At 74.5% G+C, this 22435-nt stretch carries 3 protein-coding genes; all 3 read left to right on the top strand.

The genetic code is table 11. The annotated features are described in order from the left end of the window. Positions 1–118: 118 nt before the first annotated feature. Positions 119–1162, top strand: a complete 1044-nt coding sequence (locus ACZ61C_RS28470) for a glycosyltransferase (protein WP_465310908.1) — start codon at positions 119–121, stop codon at positions 1160–1162. 37 nt (positions 1163–1199) lie between these two features. Further along, a complete protein-coding gene (locus ACZ61C_RS28465; protein WP_465310907.1) occupies positions 1200–15647 on the top strand; it encodes a type I polyketide synthase in 14448 nt (4815 codons plus the stop codon). Next, on the top strand, positions 15644–22435 hold a 6792-nt coding region (locus ACZ61C_RS28460), incomplete at its 3' end, for a type I polyketide synthase (protein ID WP_465310906.1). The genes ACZ61C_RS28465 and ACZ61C_RS28460, both read left to right, overlap by 4 nt.

The raw sequence follows: 22435 nt of genomic DNA, 5'->3' as shown, positions 1-22435 counted from the left end.
CGGGAGCCCGGTCGGCCGCCGTTTCGCAGCCGGCAGTGTCGCCGGCGTTTTCGGCGTGCCCTCGTCACGAGCTGGGCCGTGGCCGGATGCGCTCCGGGGCCCGGAAACGGAGCAGGAGTTGGCTGGTCGCGTCGTCTACGCCGGGTTCGAGGTCCAGTACCCCGTCGGCGGAAACCGCTTGCTGACCGAGCACGTGGCGTTGCTGGCGGCGGCGGGCGTGGACGCCTACCGCTGGTCGCCGACCCCCGGCTTCCGGTACAACTGGTTCGACGACACCGTGCCGACGCTGTCCGGCAAGGAGCTGGAGCTGGCGGCCGACGACCTGCTCGTGGTGCCGGAGCTGACCATCCTGCCCGGCCACGACCCGGCCCCCGGCGGCCGCACGGTCATCTTCGTCCAGGGCCACTTCATGATGTTCCTGACCTGCCCCGAGCTGAACCCGTACCCGGGCTGGAGCGTGCCGCCCACGCTGTGGACGATCTCCCGCGACGGCGTCGAGGTGATCAGCCGCGCGGTGCCCGACCTGCCGCCGCCCGTGCTGGTGCCGAACCCGATCGACGCGCAGCTGTTCCGGCCGGTGGAGAAGAAGCCCAGCATCGCGTGGATGTCGCGCAAGCGGCCGTCGGAAAGCGCCCTGCTCAAGCAGATCCTGCGCAACGACCCGCGCAGCGCCGGGGTCGAGCTGCGGGACATCCGGGGCCTTTCGCACGAGGAGGTCGCCCGGGTGCTCGCCGACACGTCGGTGTTCGTCGCGCTCGGCGCCCCCGAGGGCGAGGGGTTCGGCCTGCCGGTCGCCGAGGCGCTGGCCAGCGGCTGCCTCGTCACCGGGTACGGCCTCGGCGGCGGTGACGAGCTGTTCGAAGCGCCGTCCGCGTGGCCGGTGCCGAGCCTGCGCACCGTGGAGCTGGCCGACACCGCTCTCGAGCTGGTGCACCGGCCGGACACGGACCGGATCCGCGCCGAAGGCCGCCAATGGCTGGTGGACCGCTACAACGGCAAGGCGACCACCGAAGCCCTGCTCACCGGTATCGAGAAGGCCCGGCGAACGCCGGCCCGGGCCACCACGGCGATCCACCCGACCGCGTGGGAGGCGGAGCTGATGCGGGTGATCGCGCCCTATGCGGCCCCGCTGGAGGCTGCGGGGCTCGACGCCCAGGACTAGTCCCGCCGCGCCCCGGTCCCGATCGTGAGGAGTTGCCGTGTTCCCCATCGCGGTGGTCGGCCTGTCCTGCCGGTTCCCCGGCGCCGCGGACCCGGCGGCGTTCTGGCGGGTGCTGGCCGGCGGGATCGACGTGCTCGGCGCGGCGCCGCACGGGCGTCCGGCCACCGCGTCGCGCGCCGGTTACCTCGACGACGTCGCCGGCTTCGACGCGGCCCTGTTCGGCGTCTCCCCGCGGGAGGCCCGCGAGCTCGACCCGCAGCAGCGCCTGCTGCTGGAGCTGGGCTGGGAGGTGTTCGAAGACGCCGGGATCGCGCCGGACGCGGTGCGGGGGAGCGGCACGGGCGTGTTCGTCGGCGCCACCGCCGACGACTACGCGCTGCTCGCCGCCCGGCTCGGCGCCGAGGTCGGGCACCACCGGCTGACCGGCACGAGCCGTGCCCTGCTGGCCAACCGGCTGTCGCACTTCTTCGGCCTCGCCGGGCCGAGCCTGGCCGTGGACACCGGCCAGTCGTCCGCGCTGGTCGCCGTGCACCTGGCCGCCGAAAGCCTGCGCAGCGGTGAGTCCACCCTGGCGGTTGCGGGCGGGGTGCACCTGAATCTGGCCGACGAGTCCACCGAAGCGCTCACCCGCCTCGGCGCGCTGTCGCCGGACGGCCGGTGCCACACCTTCGACGCCCGCGCCAACGGCTTCGCCCGCGGCGAGGGCGGTGGCCTCGTCCTGCTCAAGCCACTCGCCCAGGCCGAGGCCGACGGGGACCGGATCTACGGTGTGCTGCGCGGCACCGCGGTCAACAACGACGGACCGGCGCCCGGCCTGACCGCGCCGAGCCCCGCCGCGCAAGAACGTGTGCTGCGGGCCGCCTACCAGCGGGCGGAGGTGGCGCCCGCCGAGATCGAGTACGTCGAGCTGCACGGCACGGGCACCGCCGCGGGCGATCCGGTGGAGGCCGCCGCGCTCGGGGCCGCGCACGCCGCGCACCGCAGCACCGCACTGCTCGTCGGCTCGGTGAAGACGAACATCGGGCACCTGGAGGGCGCGGCCGGGATCGCGGGCCTGCTCAAGACGCTGCTCGCCCTGCACCACCGCAGCCTGCCCGCGAGCCTGAACTTCGCGCACCCGAACCCGGCGATCGGGTTCGGCGACTGGCGGCTCCGGGTGGTCACGGAGACCACGCCGTGGCCGTCGCCCGGGTACGCCGGCGTCTCCTCGTTCGGGATCGGCGGCACGAACGCGCACGTCGTCGTCGCGCCCGGGCCGGCTGCCCCCGGCCCGGAGCCCGAACCGGACGGCCCGGCGGCGTGGGTGCTGTCCGCGCACACCGAACGCGCGCTGCTCGACCAGGCCGCCCGCCTGGCCGGGCACCTGCGAGAGCACCCCGGAACCGGTCGCCACGAGATCGCGGGCTCGCTGGCCTCCCGGGCCATGCTGCCGCGGCGAGCCGTCGTCGTCGGCGACGACCGGGACGACCTGGTAACCGCGCTCGAAGATTTGGCCGCGGGGCTTTCCTCGCCGGCGATCGTCCGCGGCACCGCGCGCGAGCGCACCGGCGGGATCGTCTTCGTCTTCCCTGGTCAGGGCCCCCAGTGGCCGGGCATGGCGACGGAGCTGCTCGACACCTCGCCTGTGTTCGCCGACGAGCTGCGCCGCTGCGACGACGCCCTGCGCCCTTTGGCCGGGTGGTCGCTGCTCGACGTGCTTCGCGACGTCGAGGGCGCGCCGTCGATGGAGCTGACCGAGGTCAACCAGCCCGTGATGTGGGCGGTGATGGTGGCGCTCGCCGCGCTCTGGCGCTCGCGGGGGATCGAGCCCGCCGCGGTGGTCGGGCAGTCCCAGGGTGAGGTCGCGGCGGCCTGCGTCGCCGGAGCGCTGACGCTCGAAGACGGCGCGCGGCTGATCGAGGCCCGCTCCCGGATCACCGCGCGGGCGCTGACCGGCCGCGGCGGAATGGCCTGGCTCGGGCTCCCGGTCGACGACGTCCGCACGCGCCTCGAGCGCTGGGGCGGGCGGCTGTCGGTCGCGGTGATCTCCGGACCGGCGTCCGTCGTGGTCGCCGGGGACCTCGACGCGCTGGACGAACTCGTCGCGGCCAGCGAACCGGAAGCGCGGGCCCGCCGCATCATGGCGGACTACGCCTCGCACTCGGCCGCGGTCGAGCCGATCGAGCACGAGCTGAAGACCGCACTGGCCGGGCTGCGCCCGGTGTCCCCGGCGGTCCCGTTCTACTCGACGGTGACCGGTGACGAACCGATCGGCCTGCTCGACGCCGACTACTGGTACCAGAACCTGCGGCAGCCGGTGGACCTGCGCGCCGCGGTCGGGACGTTGCTCGGTGCCGACCGCGACGTGTTCGTCGAAGTCAGCCCGCACCCGATGCTGCTGGCCGGGATCCGGGACTGCGCGCTGGAACAGGGCGGCACCGCCGTGACCGTGCCGACGCTGCGACGCGGCGAAGGCGGTCCGGACCGGCTGCTGCTCTCACTCGGCGAGCTGCACGCGAACGGCGTTCCGGTACGCTGGCCGGTCCACAGTGGACGCCGGATCGCCCTGCCGCACTATGCGTTCCAACGGGAACGGCACTGGCTCGACGACAAAACCGTCGCGGAAACCCCGGTGACCACCGATCCGGCGGAGACGGCCCGGCGCGAGATCGCCGCGGTGCTGGGGGTGCGCGATCCCGCGCGGCTCGAGCTCGACGCGCCGTTCCGGGAGCTCGGGTTCGACTCGTCAATGCTGGTGGAGCTGGCCGCGCGGCTCGACACCACCCTGGACCGGCGGCTGACCAGCACCACCTTGTACAACCACCCCACGCCCGCGCGGCTGATCGAGTTCCTCGGCGCGGACGCACCGGCGGAAATCACGGCCGAACCGGTTCCCACGGACGATGACCCGGTGGTGATCGTCGGCCTGGGGTGCCGGTTCCCGGGCGGGATCGACTCGCCGGAGTCGTTCTGGGCCGCGCTGGCCGGCGGCGCCGACCTCGTGACCGGCGCACCGGCGGACCGGGGCTGGCCGGACACCGGGTTCCGCGGCGGGTTCCTGGCCGACGCGGGGGCGTTCGACGCGGGGTTCTTCGGCATCAGCCCGCGCGAGGCGCTGGCCATGGACCCGCAGCAGCGGCTGCTGCTGGAGACGTCGTGGGAGGCACTCGAACGAGCGGGCCTCGATCCGGCCTCCCTGCACGGCTCCGAAACGGGCGTCTTCTTCGGCCTGATGCCGCCGGAGTACGGCAGCCGCATGCACGAAAGCGGCGAGGAGACCGGAGGCCACGTGCTGACCGGGGTCGCGCCGAGCGTGGCCTCCGGGCGGGTCGCCTACGTGCTGGGCACCGAGGGACCCGCGGTCACGGTCGACACCGCGTGCTCCTCGTCGCTGGTCGCGCTGCACCTGGCCGCGCAGTCGCTGCGGTCCGGGGAGTGCACGCTGGCGCTCGCCGGAGGTGCCACGGTGATGGCCGGCCCCGGCGTGTTCGTCGAGTTCGCGCGCCAGGGCGGTCTCTCCGGTGACGGGCGCTGCCGCTCCTTCGCCGCGGACGCGGACGGCACGGGCTGGTCCGAAGGCGCCGGAGTCGTGGTGCTGCAACGGCTTTCGGCCGCGCGGGAAGCCGGCCGCCCGGTGCTGGCGGTGCTGCGCGGCAGCGCGGTCAACCAGGACGGGGCGTCCAACGGGCTGTCCGCGCCGAATGGCCTGGCGCAGGAGCGGGTGATCCGCCGCGCGTTGCGCGACGCCGGTCTGGAACCGTCCGAAGTGGACGCAGTCGAGGCGCACGGCACGGGGACCGTGCTGGGTGACCCGATCGAGGCCGAGGCCTTGCTGGCCACGTACGGGCAGCAACGCGAGACACCGCTGCGGCTCGGCTCGGTCAAGTCGAACCTCGGGCACGCGCAGGCGGCAGCGGGTGTCGCCGGGCTGATCAAGATGATCCTGGCCATGCGGCACCGGACCCTGCCGGCCACCCTGCACGCGGAAACCGCTTCGGACCGCGTCGCCTGGACGTCCGGGCGGGTCCGGCTCCTCACCGCCGCCGAGCCCTGGGAATCGGACGACCGGCCGCTGCGGGCCGGGATCTCGTCGTTCGGCATCTCGGGCACCAACGCCCACGTGATCATCGAGTCGGCCGCGCCGGAGCCTCCGCCCGCCCCGGCCGAGCACGGCGTGCTGCCGCTGGTCGTGTCCGGGCGCACCCGCACCGCCGTCCGGGCGCAGGCGCTGCGGCTCGCGCCGGAGCTGGACGGTGACCTCGCGCCGGTGGCCTGGTCCTTGCTGACCACCCGGACGCTGCACCGGCACCGCACCGTGGTGCTCGCCGGGGACACCGCCGAGGCGGCCACGGCGTTGCGCGATCCGGCCGCGCTCAGCGGAGAAGCGCTGACGGGGGCGAAGACCGTGTTCGTCTTCCCCGGCCAAGGCGCCCAGTGGGTGGGCATGGGCCGAGAGCTGTGGGACGCGGAGCCGGTGTTCGCGGCCCGGATGGCCGACTGCGAACGGGCGCTGGCGCCTTTCGTGGACTGGTCGCTGCGGGACGTCGTCTTCGGTGGTGACCTGGACCGGGTCGACGTGGTGCAGCCGGTGTCGTGGGCGGTGATGGTGTCGCTGGCGGCGTTGTGGGACGCCCACGGCGTGCGGCCGGACGCCGTGGTCGGGCATTCGCAAGGGGAGATCGCCGCGGCGTGCGTGGCCGGTGCGGTGTCGTTGGCGGACGCGGCCCGGGTGGTGGCCCGGCGCAGTCAGGTGATCGCCGCCGGGCTGGCCGGTCGTGGCGGGCTGCTGTCGGTCGCGGTCGCGCCGGACGAGGTGCCCGAGGGCGCGGAGATCGCCGCTGTCAACGGGCCACGCGCGCTCGTCCTGGCCGGAACGCCCGCGCAGTTGGACGGCTGGGAGCGGGACTACCGCGAACGCGGCGTGCGGGTCCGGCGTGTCTCCGTGGACTACGCCTCGCACAGTTCCGAAGTGGACAGTGCCCGGGCGGACGTGCTCGCCGCCACCGGAGTGACGGCCAGGACGCCCGCCGTGCCGTGGATGTCCACTGTGGACGCGGCGTGGGTCGAAGAGCCGGTGGCGGCGGACTACTGGTATCGCAACCTTCGGGCCCGGGTGCGGTTCGCCGACGCCGTGACCGCGCTGGCCGAGCAAGGGTTCGGCCTGTTCGTGGAAGTCAGTTCGCACCCGGTGCTCACCGACGCCGTGGCCGACAACGTTGTCAGCGCGGCCGTGTGCGGAACCCTGCGCCGCGGCGACGGCGGGAGCCGCCGGTTCCGCACCTCGCTCGCCGAGCACTTCGTCCGCGGCGGCCGGGTCGACTGGACGACCGTCGTCCCGGCCGCGCCGCCGGTGCCGCTGCCCACCTCGGTGTTCGAGCGCCGCCGCTACTGGCTCGGCCCGGACGGCGTGCCGCTCGGCTCGGCGCCGCTGGCCCGGCTCGCCGAGTTCGCCGGGTTCGACGACGCCGACCAGCTGCTGGAGCTGGTCCGTGCCCACGCCGCCGCGGTGCTGGGCGAGCCGGACGGCATCGGCGCGGACCGGGCGTTCCGGGATCTCGGGTTCGACTCGCTCACCTCGGTCGACCTGCGCGCCCGGCTGAGTGCCGCGACCGGCCTGGCCCTGCCACCGGCCGTCGCCTTCGACTTCCCGACCCCTCGGCGGCTGGCCGAGCACCTGGGCGATCGGCTGTCCGGCGGAGAACGGGCCACCGCGACCGCGCGGGCCAGGCGCGACGACGACCCGATCGTCGTGGTCGGCATGGGCGTCCGCCTGCCCGGCGGGATCACCTCACCGGAGGACTTCTGGCGGCTGCTGGCCGACGGCGGCGACGCGGTGTCGGACTTCCCGGCCGACCGCGGCTGGGACCTGGCCGCGCTCTACGACGCCGACCCCGACACGACCGGCACCACCTACACCCGGCGCGGCGGGTTCCTGACCGACGCCGGCGCGTTCGACGCCGGGTTCTTCGGCATCAGCCCGCGCGAGGCGCTGGCGATGGACCCGCAGCAGCGGCTGGTGCTGGAGACGGCGTGGGAAGCGCTGGAGGACGCGGGGTTCGACCCGGCTTCGCTGCGCGACAGCGACACCGGCGTGTTCGTCGGCGCGACACCGCAGCCCTACGGACCCAGCGCGATGACGCCGGGCGACGCCGAAGGCTACCTGCTGACCGGCGGACTGCCCGCGGTGATCTCGGGCCGTCTCGCCTACGTGCTGGGTACGCAGGGCCCCGCGCTCACCGTCGACACGGCGTGCTCGTCTTCGCTGGTGGCGGTGCACTTGGCAGCTCAGTCGCTGCGTTCCGGGGAGACGTCGCTGGCCGTCGTCGGCGGGGTGACGGTCATGGCCGGGCCCGAGGTCTTCGTCGAGTTCTCGCGGCAACGCGGCCTCGCGCCCGACGGCCGGTGCAAGTCGTTCAGCGCGGACGCCGACGGCACGGGGTGGTCCGAAGGCGCCGGAGTGCTGGTGCTGCAACGGCTTTCCGACGCGGAGCGCGACGGCCGGGAGATCCTGGCGGTGGTGCGGGGGAGCGCGGTGAACCAGGACGGCGCGTCGAACGGGCTGACCGCGCCGAACGGCCCGGCGCAGGAGAAGGTGATCCGACAGGCCCTCGCCGACGCGAGGCTGGAACCGTCCGAAGTGGACGTCGTCGAGGCGCACGGCACCGGAACCGTGCTGGGGGACCCGATCGAGGCCCAGGCGCTGCTGGCGACCTACGGCCGCGAGCGGGACCGGCCGCTGTTCCTCGGCTCGGCCAAGTCGAACGTCGGGCACACCCAGGCCGCGGCCGGGGTCGTCGGCGTGATCAAGATGGTCCTGGCGATGCGGCACGGCGTGCTGCCGCGCACGCTGCACGCCGAGCGGCCGAGCGAGGTGGTCGACTGGACGGGCGGTTCGGTCGAGCTGCTGACCTCGGCGGTGCCCTGGGCGGCGGAGACCCGCCGGGCGGGCGTGTCGTCGTTCGGCGTCTCCGGGACGAACGCCCACGTCCTCCTCGAACAGCCGCCTCGGTGGACCGCACCCACCGTGCCGGAACTGGACCTGGTGCCGGTCGTGGTCACCGGCCGGTCCGAACGCGCGGTGCGGGCGCAGGCCGCCGCAGTCGCCGGTCACCTGGCCGATCGGGGTGACCTGACCGCGACCGCGGGCGCGCTCGTCACCACGCGGAGCCGCTGGGAGCACCGCGCGGTGGTGCTCGCCGCGGACGTACCCGACGCGATCGCGGGATTGCGCGACTTCGAGCGCGCGAACGTGGTCACCGGCCGGGCCGGTGACGGCGGCATCGGGTTCGTCTTCCCCGGCCAGGGCACCCAGCGGGCCGGGATGGGCCGGGAGCTCTACGACCGGTTCCCGGTGTACGCCGAGGCGTTCGACGAGGTCTGCGCCGAGCTGGACCGGCACGTGGGCTTCTCCGTGCGCGAAGCCGTCTTCGACGGCGACCGGCTCGACGGGACGTTGGGTGCGCAGGCCGGGCTCTTCGCCGTCGAGGTGGCGATGGCCGCGCTGGTGGCCTCCTGGGGCATCCGGCCGCGGGCGCTGGCCGGGCACTCGCTGGGGGAGCTCACCGCGGCGTTCGTGGCCGGGGTGTGGTCGCTGCCCGACGCGGCCCGGCTGGTCGCCGCGCGCGGTGCGCTGATGCAGGCGTTGCCCGCCGGGGGCGCGATGGTTTCCGTGCCGGTGCCCGAAAGCGCCGTTCCCGACCTGGCCGGGGTGTCCGTCGCCGCGGTCAACGACGCCGCTTCCGTGGTGTTGTCCGGTCCGGAGGCGGCCGTGGTCCGAGCCGTGGAGCAGCTCGGCGTCGACGGGCGACGGCTGCGGGTCAGCCACGCCTTCCACTCCGAGCTGATGGAACCGATGCTCGCCGGGTTCCGCGAGGTCGCCGCGTCGCTCACCTACCGCGCTCCCGGCGTCGCCGTAGTGTCCACAGTGACCGGCGAGCGGTTGACCGACGAGCAGGCGTGCGCCCCGGACTACTGGGTCGAGCAGGTGCGGCGCACCGTGCGCTTCGCCGACGCGATGGCGACCATGACCTGCGACCCCGCGAGCCCGGTGACGACGGTGCTGGAACTCGGGCCCGGCGGCGCCCTGTCCGGGGTGCTGGCCAACGTCGTCGCCGTGCCGCTGACTCGCCGCGGGCGGCCCGAGGTGGCGAGCGCGCTGACCGCCGCCGCGACCGCGTTCGCGCGCGGGCACCACGTCGACTGGACCGCCGTCCTGCCGCGCACGCTCGTCCCGGTGCCGAAGACGGTGTTCGACCGGCAGCACTACTGGCTGACCGACGGCCGCGCCCGGCCGGAACCGCCGCTGCACGCCGTGCGATGGGAACCCGGCCGCCCGGGGCCCGCCGTTTCGGAAGGGGTGACCTGGCACGCGCCCTCCGGTGACCTCCGTGCGGTGCTGGCCGAGGTGCTGGGCGCCGTCCGCGGGGTTCTCTCCGACGCGCACGCCGCACGGCTGGTCGTCGTGACCGAGCACGCCGACGTCGACCCGGTCGCCGCGGCCGTGTGGGGCCTGGTCCGCAGCGCGCAGACCGAGCACCCAGGCCGGTTCGTGCTCGCCGACCTGGAACCCGGCACCGATCCCGACGTCCTCCGGCGGGCGCTGGGCGGGGGCGCCGAGCAGCTCCGGATCCGCGACGGCGAGGTGCTGGTGCCCCACCTGCGGGAGGTCGCCGCGACCGGCGGCACGCCGTGGCGGCGCGACAGCACCGTGCTGATCACCGGGGGCACCGGCACCCTCGGCTCGCTGGTCGCCCGCCACCTGGTCACCACCCACGGCGTCGGGCACGTCGTCCTGGCGTCCCGGCGTGGTGAGGACGGCGCGCTGCGCACCGAGCTGGAGGCGGCCGGGGCGACGGTGACGATGGTGTCCTGCGACGTCGCCGACCGCGAGCAGGTGCGGGCGCTGCTCGCGAAGGTGCCCGTCACCGCCGTCGTGCACGCCGCCGGCGTCACCGACGACGGCACGATCACCGCCCTGGACGACGACGCCTTCGACACCGTGCTCCGGCCCAAGGCCGACGCGGCCGCGCACCTCGACGAGCTGGCCGGCGATCTCGACGCGTTCGTGTTGTTCTCGTCCGCGGCCGGTGTGCTCGGTTCGGCCGGGCAGGCCAACTACGCCGCCGCGAACGCCTACCTCGACGCACTCGCCGCGCGCCGCCGGGCGACGGGCCGCCACGCCGTGTCGCTGGCCTGGGGGCAGTGGGCCCCGGAGAGCGCCATGACCGGACGCCTCGACGCCGCCGACACCGGGCGGCTGGAACGCGCGGGCGTGGGCAAGCTGTCGGCCGAGGAAGGGCTGCGGCTGCTCGATCTCGCGGTGACCTCGGAGCACGCTGCCCTGGTCGCCGTGAAACCGGCAGGGAACGGCCTGCCCGCGCTGGGCGCGCCGGAGGAGGAGCGTGCCGACGGCCCGCGTGACCTGCCTTCCCTGCGGCGCGCGGTGTGCGAAGCGGCGGCCGCGGTCCTTTCGACCCCGGCCGTCGACGAGACCCGGGCGTTCCGCGACGCCGGGTTCGACTCGTTGACCGCCCTTGAACTGCGCAACCGACTCGCCGCCCGGACCGGGCTGACGTTGCCCGCGACCCTGGTGTTCGACTACCCGAACCCGGTGCTGCTGGCCGAATTCCTGCACACGAGGCTCACCGGCGCGGCCGAGGTCGCCGCGGTGCGGACATCCACAGTGGACGACGACCCGGTGGTGATCGTCGGCTTGGCGGTCCGGCTGCCGGGCGGGGTCGCGACACCGGAGGACTACTGGACGCTGCTGGCCGATGGCGTCGACGCAGTGTCGGAGTTCCCGGCCGATCGCGGCTGGGACCTGGACCGGCTGTTCGGCGCGGACGGGTGCACCCCGCGACACGGCGGTTTCCTGCACGAAGCGGCGTGGTTCGACGCCGAGCTGTTCGGCATCTCGCCCCGCGAGGCGGTGTCGATGGACCCGCAGCAGCGGCTGGTGCTGGAAACCTCGTGGGAGGCGCTGGAACGGTCCGGAGTGGACCCGACGAGCCTGCGCACGAAGGACGTCGGCGTGTTCCTCGGCGCCGCGACACAGGCCTACGGGACCAATGCGGAGTCCGACGGCTACCAGCTGCTCGGCACCGCGTCGAGTGTCCTTTCCGGACGATTGTCGTACGTGCTGGGCACCCAGGGCCCGGCGGTCACCGTCGACACGGCGTGTTCGTCGTCGCTGGTGGCGCTGCACCTGGCGGCGCAGTCGCTGCGGTCGGGCGAATGCTCGATGGCCGTGGCCGGTGGCGTCACGGTGATGGCGGCGCCGGACGTCTTCGTGGAGTTCTCCCGTCAGCGCGGGCTGTCCCCGGACGGCCGGTGCAAGGCGTTCGCCGACTCGGCCGACGGCACCGCGTGGGCCGAGGGCGTGGGAGTGCTGGTCCTGCAGAGGCTTTCCGACGCCCGACGCGAAGGTCGGGAGATCCTGGCGGTGGTGCGGGGGAGCGCGGTGAACCAGGACGGCGCGTCGAACGGGCTGACCGCGCCGAACGGCCCGGCGCAGGAAAAGGTGATCCGGCAGGCACTGGCCAACGCCGGGCTGGCACCGTCCGAAGTGGACGTCGTCGAGGCGCACGGCACCGGCACTGCGCTGGGCGACCCGATCGAGGCCCAAGCGCTGCTGAACACCTACGGCCGCGAGCGGGACCGCCCGCTGTGGCTCGGTTCGGTGAAGTCGAACGTCGGGCACACCCAGGCGGCCGCGGGTGTGGCCGGGGTGATCAAGATGGTCCTATCCCTGCGGCACGGCGTGCTGCCCCGCACCCTGCACGTCGACCGGCCCAGCGGGAAGGTCGACTGGACGGACGGCTCGGTGGAACTGCTCACCTCGGCGGTGCCCTGGACCGGCGAGCACCGGCGGGCCGGGGTGTCGTCCTTCGGGGTGTCCGGCACCAACGCGCACGTCATCATCGAGGAGCCGCCGGCGCGCGAGCGGCCAGCGCCCGCCCAAGCCCCGGCCCTGGTCGTTTCGGCGCGCAGTGCGGTCGCACTGCGCGACCAGGCGGCCGGGATCGCCGGTCTGGACGACCCCGAGGCGGCCGCGTTCAGCCTGGCCGCCGGACGGCCGTCGTGGCCGCACCGGGCTGTCGCGCTGTCCGAGGAAGCACTGCACGACTTCGTGGCGGGGCGCGCGACCGCCGACGTGCTCACCGGCGTCGCGGCACCTCGCCGGCCGGTGCTGGTCTTCCCGGGCCAGGGCGCGCAGTGGGCGGGCATGGGCCGGGAGCTGTGGGAGTCCGAGCCGGTGTTCGCCGCGCGGATGGCCGAGTGCGAGCAGGCCCTTTCGTCCGTGGTGGACTGGTCGCTGCGGGACGTCGTGTTCGGTGGTGCGCTCGACCGGGTCGACGTGGTGCAGCCGGTGTCGTGGGCGGTGATGGTGTCGCTGGCCGCGTTGTGGCGTTCGTGCGGGATCACGCCGGACGCGGTGCTCGGGCATTCGCAAGGGGAGATCGCGGCGGCGTGCGTGGCCGGTGCGCTGTCGCTTGAGGACGCGGCGCGGGTGGTGGCGGTGCGCAGCCAGGTGATCGCCGCCGGCCTGGCCGGGCGCGGGGGCATGCTGTCGGTGGCGGTCGCGCCGGACGAAGCGCCCGAAGATGTGGAGATCGCGGCCGTCAACGGGCCGCGGTCCGTGGTGCTGGCGGGCGCCTCCGCGGTGCTCGACGAAGTCGAGCGGCGGTACCGCGAGGACGGTGTCCGAGTGCGGCGGATCAACGTCGACTACGCCTCGCACACCGCGCAGGTGGACACGGTGGCGGACGAGATTCTGGCCCGGCTCGGCGAGGTGAAGGCTGCGGTCCCCGAGATCCCGTGGATGTCCACTGTGGATGTCCAGTGGGCCGGAGAGGTCGATACCGCCTACTGGGTGCGGAACCTGCGGGAACCGGTCCGGTTCTCAGCGGCCGTCGCCGAACTGGGCGCCCAGGGGTTCGACCTGTTCGTCGAAGCGAGCTCGCACCCCGTGCTGACCGCCGCCGTGCTGGAGACCGTGCCGGACGCGGTCGCCGTCGGATCGCTGCGCCGCGAGGACGGCGGTGCCGGCCGGTTCGTCCGGTCCCTGGCCGAGGTGTTCGTGCACGGCGGCACCGTCGACTGGCGCCGCGTGGTGCCCGAAGCGCCGCTGGTCGACGTCCCGGTGACGGCGTTCGAGCGGGAACGCTACTGGCGCACCGCGGCCAAGGCCGCGACAGATGTGACGGGCGCCGGGCTCGAACCGGTGCCGCACCCCGTGCTGGGCGCGTTCGCCGAACACCCCGAGACCGGCGGCGGCGCGCTGACCGGGCGGCTGTCCCTCGAAGCGCAGTCGTGGCTGGTCGACCACGCGATCGGCGGGGCGGTCGTGGTGCCCGGCGCGGCGTGGGCGGAGCTGGCCCTGCAAGGCGGCCGGGTCACCGGATGCCCGGTGCTCGAGGAACTGGTGGTCGAGTCACCGCTCGTGCTGGACGCGGCCGCGGTACCGGTGCAGGTCGTGGTCGGCGCGGAGGAGGACGGCCGACGTCCGGTGAGCGTGCACGCCAAGCACGCGGACGGCCGCTGGACCCGGCATGCCGCCGGCAGGCTCGCCGCGTCCGGCGCCACCGGCGAGACGTTCGCGTGGCCGCCGCCGGACGCCGAACCGGTGGACGATCTCTACGCGACGCTCGCCGGCCTCGGCTACGAGTACGGACCGGCGTTCCAGGGGGTGCGTTCGCTCTGGCGCCGCGAAGACGAGCTGTTCGCCGAGGTCGCGTTGCCCATCGAAATCGACGCGACCGGCTTTGCGATCCACCCCGCGCTGCTCGACGCCACCCTGCACCCGGCCGCGCTGGGCGCCGCCCGGGAGGACGGCCGGATCGAGCTGCCCTTCGCCTGGCAGGGGCTCAGCCTGCACGGCGCCGGTCGAGAGCTGCGCGTGCGGCTCCGCCGGGGCGAGGTCACGGCCGTCGACCTCGACGGACGTCAGGTGTTCACCCTGGCCGAGCTGACCAGCCGCCCGGTCGACGTCGGGAACCTGCGGCCGGTGGAGCTGTTCCGGCTCGACTGGGTACCGCTTGCGCTGTCGCCGGGCGAAGCCGGTGACTGGCGGGTCTTCCGCGTCGATCCCGGACCGGGGGCCGACTCCGTCCGGGCGCGGCGCGCGGTGACCGGTGCGCTCCAAGCCGTGCAAGAGCTGCTCGACGACGCCCGGCTGGTGGTCGTCACCCGCCAGGCGCGGACCGACCCTTCCGAAGCCGCGGTGTGGGGGCTCATCCGCGCCGCCCAGGTCGAGCACCCGGGACGGCTGGTCCTGCTGGACGGCGAGGGCACGGACCCCGCTGCCGTCGCCGCGGCCGCGCACGCCCAGGGGGAGAACCAGATCAGCGTCCGGGACGGGCAGTTCTTCGCACCCCGGCTGGCCCCGGCCGGAGCGGCCGGGCGCAGCCCGATCGGCGCGAGCGCGAAGGTGCTGATCACCGGCGGTACCGGAACCCTCGGCACGCTCGTCGCCGAGCACCTCGCCGCCGAACACGGCGTGCGCGACATCGTGCTGGCCTCCCGCAGTGGCACGAGCGACCGCTTCGAGACCCGCACCTGCGACGTCTCCGACCGCGACCAGGTCCGCGCGTTGCTCGCCGAAACCACGCCGGACGTCGTCGTCCACGCGGCCGGGGTGCTCGCCGACGGGCTCGTCGCCGCGCTGGACCCGGCCGCGCTGGACCGGGTGTTCGAGCCGAAGGTCGACGCCTTCGCGCATCTCGACGAGCTGACCCGGGAGTCGGACACGGCGTTGATCGTCTTCTCCTCGGCCGCCGGGGTGCTCGGCAACGCCGGGCAGGCGAACTACGCCGCCGCGAACGCGTTCCTCGACGCGGCCATCACCCGGCGGCGGGCCGCGGGCGGGGCCGGGATGTCGCTGGCCTGGGGCCTGTGGGAGCAGGCCAGCGCGATGACCGGGCACCTCAGCGGCGCCCAGCGGGAACGCCTGGTGCGGGCCGGGGTCGCGCCGATCGGGAACGCACTCGGCATGCGGATGTTCGACGCCGCACTGCGGCTGGACGCCGCGGTCGTGGTCCCGGTGCTCCCGGACCGGGTGGCGTTGCGATCCGGTGCGCTCCCTCCACTGTGGCGTGGTCTCGTGGCCGAGCAGCACAAAACCGTCTCTCCGGAAGCGGATCTGCTCGACCGGCTGTCCGAACTGGATGAACCGCGGCAGCGGGCGGCGGTGACCGACCTGGTCCGGCGCGAGGCCGCGGTGGTACTGGGCCGGGCGCGTCCGATCGAGCCGGGCACCGCGTTCCGGGAGCTCGGGTTCGACTCCCTGACCTCGGTCGAGCTGCGCAACCGGCTCGGCGCCGCGACCGGGGCCCGGCTGCCGGTGACGGCGGTGTTCGACCACCCGAACGCGGCCGCGCTCGGCGACCGGCTGCACGCCGAGCTGTTCGGGAAGCCGGTGACCGAAGAGCCGGTCGTGGACGAAGCGGCGACGCTCGCCGACATGGACGCGGAAGACCTGATCCGCCGCGCGTTGGGAGAACTGTGATGGATGCCGCGGCGCAGAACGAACGGCTCGTGGCGGCCCTGCGCGCCTCGTTGCAGGAGAACGAACGGCTGAAGAAGGCGGCCGACGGCGCCGGCGAGCCGATCGCGATCGTCGGCATGGGCCTGCGCCTGCCCGGCGGGGTGTCGACACCGGAGGCGTTCTGGAACCTGCTGGCCGCAGGACGGGAGACGGTGTCGGACTTCCCGGTCGACCGCGGCTGGGACCTGGACCGCTTGTTCGGCGACGGCACCGGCACGTCGCTGACCCGGCGCGGCAGCTTCCTCCACGACGCGGGCGACTTCGACGCGGGCTTCTTCGGGATCAGCCCGCGTGAGGCGCTCGCGATGGACCCGCAGCAGCGGCTGCTGCTGGAAACGTCGTGGGAGGCGCTGGAACGGGCGGGCATCGACCCCGCGTCGGTGCGAGGGCGGGACGCCGGGGTCTTCACCGGGCTGATGTACCACGACTACGCCGGGGGCCCGCAGCCCGCCGAGCTCGAAGGCTTCCTCGGCACCGGCAGCGCGGGCAGCGTCGCCAGCGGGCGTGTGTCCTACCTGCTGGGCCTGCACGGCCCGGCCGTCACCCTCGACACGGCCTGCTCCTCGTCGCTGGTGGCGCTCCACCTCGGCGCGCAGGCCCTGCGGTCGGGGGAGTGCTCGCTCGTGCTGGCCGGCGGCGCGACCGTGCTCGCCACCCCGGACGTGTTCGTGGAGTTCTCCCGCCAGCAAGGGCTTTCCGCGGACGGCCGGTGCAAGTCGTTCGCGCAGGCCGCCGACGGCACCGGCTGGTCGGAGGGCGTGGGAGTGCTGGTTTTGCAACGGCTGTCCGACGCCCGGCGCGAGGGCCGGGAGATCCTGGCCGTGCTGCGCGGGAGCGCGGTGAACCAGGACGGCGCGTCGAACGGGCTGACCGCGCCGAACGGGCCCGCGCAGGAGCGCGTCATCCGCCGGGCGCTGCGCAACGCCGGGCTCGAACCGTCCGAAGTGGACGCGGTCGAGGCGCACGGCACCGGAACCGTCCTGGGCGACCCGATCGAGGCCACGGCGCTGCTCGCCGCCTACGGCCAAGAGCGTGAACGGCCGTTGCGGCTCGGCTCGGTGAAGTCCAACCTCGGCCACACCCAGGCCGCGGCGGGGGTCGTCGGCGTGATCAAGATGATCCTGGCGATGCGGCACGGCGTGCTGCCGCGCACCCTGCACGTCGACCGGCCCAGCGACCGGGTCGACTGGACGAGCGGCGCGATCGAGTTGCTCACCTCGGCGACGCCGTGGAAAGCGGCGGTCCGCCGGGCCGGGGTGTCCTCCTTCGGGGTGTCCGGCACCAACGCGCACGTGATCCTCGAACAGGCCCCGGCGCCCGAGCGCCCGGAACCGCCCACTCCGGCCGGACCGGTGCCGCTCGTCGTGTCCGCGCGCACCGCCGGAGGCCTGGCCGCGCAGGCCGCGCGCCTGGCCGACTTCCTCGACGACGAACAGCCCGGCCTGACCGGCGTCGCGCACTCGCTGCTGTCCACGCGAACGCTGTGGGAGCACCGGGCCGTCGTCTTCGCGCAGTCCACTTCGGACGCTGTCGCCGAGCTGCGGACGGTCGAAGGAGCCCGCGCCGGGGACGGGAAGACTGTGCTGGTCTTCCCCGGTCAGGGTGCCCAGTGGGTGGGCATGGGCCGGGAGCTGTGGGAGTCCGAGCCGGTGTTCGCGGCACGGATGGACGAGTGCGCGCAAGCGCTTGCGTCCGTTGTGGACTGGTCGTTGCGCGACGTCGTGTTCGGTGGCGATCTGGACCGGGTCGACGTGGTGCAGCCGGTGTCGTGGGCGGTGATGGTGTCGCTGGCAGCGCTGTGGGAGTCGTACGGGCTCCACGCTGACGCGGTGACCGGGCATTCGCAGGGCGAGATCGCCGCGGCCTGCGTCGCGGGTGTGCTGTCGCTGACGGACGCGGCGAAGGTGGTCGCGCTGCGCAGCAAGGTGATCGCCACCGGGCTGGCCGGGCGCGGCGGGATGCTGTCGGTCTCGGCGGCCCCCGGCGAGCTGCCCGAGGGCGTGGAGATCGCGGCGGTCAACGGACCGCGGTCGGTCGTCCTCGCCGGGGCCCCGGCCGCGCTCGACGCCCTGGAAGCGCGGTACACGGCCGAGGGTGTCCGGGCGCGCCGGGTGGCGGTGGACTATGCCTCGCACACCAGTCAGGTCGACGCCGTGGCCGAGGAGATTTCCGCCGCCCTGGACGGAGTCACCGCCCGCCGCCCGAAGATCCCGTGGTTCTCCACAGTGGACAATCAGTGGGTGCGCGAACTGGATCCCGGTTACTGGGCACGGAACCTGCGCTCGCGCGTCCGCTTCGCCGATGCGGTCCGCACGCTCGCCGACGACGGGTTCGCCCTGTTCCTCGAATGCGGCACGCACCCCGTGCTGGCCTCGGCGATCAGCGAAACCCTTGACGACGCCGGGCACCCCGACGCGGCCGTGCTCGGTTCGCTCCGCCGGGACGACGGGGGCCCGCGGCGGTTCCGGCGGTCGCTCACGCAGGTCTTCGAGCACGGCGGCCGGGTCGACTGGACCGTCCTGATCCCGGAAACGGCCACCGTGCCGGTGCCGACCACGGCGTTCGAACACCGGCGGTACTGGTTGCCACCCGGGCGCGCCGCCGGGCGGGAGACGAGCCCGTGGCGGTACGAGATCACCTGGGAGGGCCTGGTTCCCGGCCCGCGGGCGGGCGGCCGCTGGCTCGTCGTGGGCGAACCCGGGGCCGCCGACGCCCTGGCCGCCGCCGGACTCGACGCCGTCACCGAGGGGCCGGCCGACGGTGTGCTGGTCGTCTCGAACGACCCGTTCTTCGTGCTGACCGCGGTGCAGAACGCGCTGCGCTCGGGCACTGGTCCGATCTGGGTGGTGACCCGGGGTGCCGTGGCCATCGGCCCGTCCGATGCGGTCACCGAACCGGCCGCGGCGGCCGGGTGGGGGCTCGGGCGCGTGGTCGCACTGGAGCACCCGGACCGCTGGGGCGGCCTGGTCGACCTGCCGCCCGCAACGCCGGTGGACGCGGTGCTCGGTGTGCTCGGCGGCGACGAGGACCAGGTGGCGGTCCGTGCCGCCGGTTCCTTCGGCCGGCGCCTGGTTCCCTCGACCGCCGTCGACGACGGCCCGGGGTGGACCCCGCGCGGCACCGTGCTGGTCACCGGCGGCACCGGCGCGCTCGGCCTGCGGGTGGCGCGCTGGGTCGTGGACCGCGGCGCCGACCGCGCGGTGCTGTTGAGCCGCAGCGGTGGGACCAGCGACGACCCGCGGCTGCTCCCGGTGGCCTGCGACGTCGCCGACCGGGCCGCGGTCGCCGCGGTGGTCGAGCAGTACCCGCCGGACGCCGTCGTGCACGCCGCGGGTGTGGCCGGAGACCTGGTCCCGTTCCTGGACCAGGACCGGGAGTCGTTCGCCGAGGTGCTGGCGGGCAAGGCCGTCGGCGCGGCCGTGCTGGACGAGGTGCTGGGCGACCGGCCACTGGACGCGTTCGTGCTCTTCTCCTCCATCGCCGGGATCTGGGGATCGGCCCGGCAGGCCGCCTACTCGGCCGCCAACGCCCAGCTCGACGCGCTCGCCGAGAACCGGCGCTCACGCGGGCTCACCGCGACGTCGATCGCCTGGGGCGCCTGGGCCGACGGCGGCATGGCGACCGCGGGTGAAGCCGCGGAGCAGCTGCGGCGGCGAGCGATCCTGCCCATGGCGCCGGAGCGGGCGCTCGCCGAACTGGACGCCGTGCTGCGCAGCGGACGCGCCACCGCCGTCGTGACGAACATGGACTGGCCGCGTTTCACGGAGATGTTCGCCGCCGCCCGGCCGAGCCCGCTGCTGAACCGGCTGGCCGTCGCGCCGGTGGAGGGGGCACCGGCCACCGGCCTCGAGCGCACGCTGACCGGGCTGGACGCCGTGCGGCAGCGCGAACTGCTGGTCGAGCTGGTGCGCCGGGAAGCCGCGGCCGTGCTCGGCCTGGACTCGCCCGAAGACATCGCCCCGCGCCGCGCGTTCCGCGACGCCGGGTTCGACTCGCTGACCTCGGTCGAACTGCGCAACCGGATCGCCGCCACGACCGGCGTCACGCTGCCGGTCACCATCGCCTTCGACCACCCCGACGCCGCCGCGCTCGCCGAAGCGCTGCGCACCCGGCTGACCTCGGCGGAAACCCCGCCGGAGGAGGCGCGGGCGGCGGCGTCCGACGACGACCCGATCGTCATCGTCGGGCTCGGCGTGCGCCTGCCGGGCGGCATCACCAGCGCCGAGCGGTACTGGGAGCTGCTGGCCGATGGCCGTGAAGCGATCACGGAGTTCCCGGACGACCGCGGCTGGGACCTGGAAGCCCTGTTCGCCCCCGGTGCGGCGGGCACCTCCGCCACGCGGCACGGCGGGTTCCTGGCCGAGGCCGGGGCATTCGACGCGGAGTTCTTCGGCATCAGCCCGCGCGAGGCGCTGGCGATGGACCCCCAACAGCGGCTTCTGCTGGAAACCTCGTGGGAAGCCCTGGAAGACGCCGGAATCGACCCGGTGTCGACGCGCGGCAGCGACCTGGGTGTGTTCGTCGGGGCTTCGGCCCAGCGGTACGGGGCCGGGGCGGCCGAGGCCGAGGGTTATCTGCTGACGGGCACCGCCTCCAGCGTGCTGTCCGGGCGGCTGTCCTATGTGCTCGGTGCCCAGGGCCCGGCCGTCACCGTCGACACGGCCTGCTCGTCCTCGCTGGTGGCCCTGCACCTGGCGGTGCAGGCCCTGCGGGCGGGGGAGTGCGCGACGGCACTGGTCGCGGGGGCGGCCGTGCTGACCACCCCGGACGTCTTCGTGGAGTTTTCCCGGCAGCGCGGGCTTTCCCCGGACGGCCGGTGCCGGTCGTTCGCCGACGAGGCCGACGGGACCGGCTGGGCCGAGGGCGTCGGCGTGCTCGTCGTGCAGCGCCGATCCGAGGCCGTGCGCGCGGGCCGTGAAGTGCTGGCGATCGTGCGCGGCTCGGCGGTCAACCAGGACGGTGCCTCCAACGGCCTCACCGCGCCCAACGGCGTGGCGCAGCAGCGCGTGATCCGGCAGGCGCTGGCGAACGCCGGGCTGGAACCGTCCGAAGTGGACGCTGTGGAGGCGCACGGCACCGGAACCGTGCTCGGGGACCCGATCGAGGCGACAGCGCTGCTGGCGGCCTACGGCCAGGACCGCGAACGACCGCTGCTGCTGGGCTCGGTGAAGTCCAACCTCGGGCACACCCAGGCCGCGGCCGGGGTCGCCGGGGTGATCAAGGTGCTCCTCGCGATGCGGCACGGCGTGTTGCCCCGCACCCTGCACGCCGAACACCCGAGCGGCAAGGTGGACTGGGCCGCCGGCGCTGTCGAGCTGCTGACCGAACCGGCGCCGTGGACAGGCCCCACTCGGCGGGCGGGGGTGTCCTCGTTCGGCGTCTCCGGCACCAACGCGCACGTGATCCTCGAAGCCGCCGATATCGCCGAGCCGCAGACCGAGCCTGACGCGTTGGTTCCGCTCGTGCTCTCGGCGCGCAGCGAGGAAGCATTGGCAGAACAGGTTTCTCGGCTCTCCGATCATCTCGCGGGTGCGCCGTTGGTTGCCATCGCGCGGTCCTTGGCTGCCACGCGATCGGTGTGGGAACACCGCTTGGCCGTTGTCGCCGAGCGCCCTGGCGAGGCCGTTGCCGCGCTGGCCGGTGCCCGCGCCCGGAAGGTCGCCGACGGGTCCGTGGCGTTCGCCTTCGCCGGGCAGGGCTCGCAGCGGCCGGGGATGGGCCGCGAGCTCCATGAGGCGTTCCCGGTGTTCCGGGACGCGTTCGACGCGGCGTGCGCCGAACTGGACCGCCACCTGGACTTTTCGGTGCGCGAAATCGTGCTCGGCGGCGAAGACCTCGACGCTACCGTTCGCGCGCAACCCGCCCTGTTCGCCGTTGAGCTCGCGATGTTCGAGCTGGTCACGTCCTGGGGCCTGCGGCCGCGAGCGGTGGTAGGCCACTCTATCGGCGAGGTCGCCGCCGCGTGCGCCGCGGGCGTCCTCACGCTGCCCGACGCGGCGGTCCTGGTCGCCGCGCGCGCCCGGCTGATGCAGGCCCTGCCCGCGGGCGAGGGCGTCATGGCTTCCGTGCCGGTGGGCGAAGAAGCGGTCCGCGGGTTCGCCGACGTGTCGGTGGCCGCGGTGAACGGCCCGGAGTCCATTGTGCTCTCCGGAACACGGGACGCCGTGGCCGACGCCGTGCGCCTGCTCGGCGCGGAAGCCAAGTACCTCGAAGTGAGCCACGCGTTCCATTCCGCGCTGATGGAGCCGATGCTGGCCGAGTTCGCCGCGGTCACCGCCGGGCTGACCTACCACCCCGCCCGGTTCCCGGTGGTCTCCGGGATGACCGGGGGCCCGCTGCCGGAGACCGTGCGGTACTGGGTGGACCAGGTGCGCGAGCCCGTCCGGTTCGCCGACGCCGTCGCCGCGCTGGACGCCGGCACGGTCCTCGAACTCGGCCCCGGCGGGGTGCTGACCGGGCTGCTGGGCCCCCTCGGCGTCCCCGGCGTGGCGTTGACACGGCGGAACCGGCCGGAAGTGCGCACCGCGCTCACCGCGCTGGGCGAGCTGTTCACCCGCGGCGCCGACGTCGAGTGGAACGCCGTCATCCCGCCCGGGCCGCTCGTGCCGGTGCCGAAGACCGCGTTCCGGCACCGGCACTACTGGGGGGGGGACGAGAGCCGGTCCCCCGTGGAACCGCGGGGGTGCGGGGTCACCCGGCAACACCCTCCCAACCCCCCCCCCCCCCCCACCCGGCGATGGCTCTTTTTC

This window comes from Amycolatopsis sp. NPDC104587, from assembly GCF_055583645.1.
This window is presented reverse-complemented; position numbering and strand designations above follow the sequence as displayed.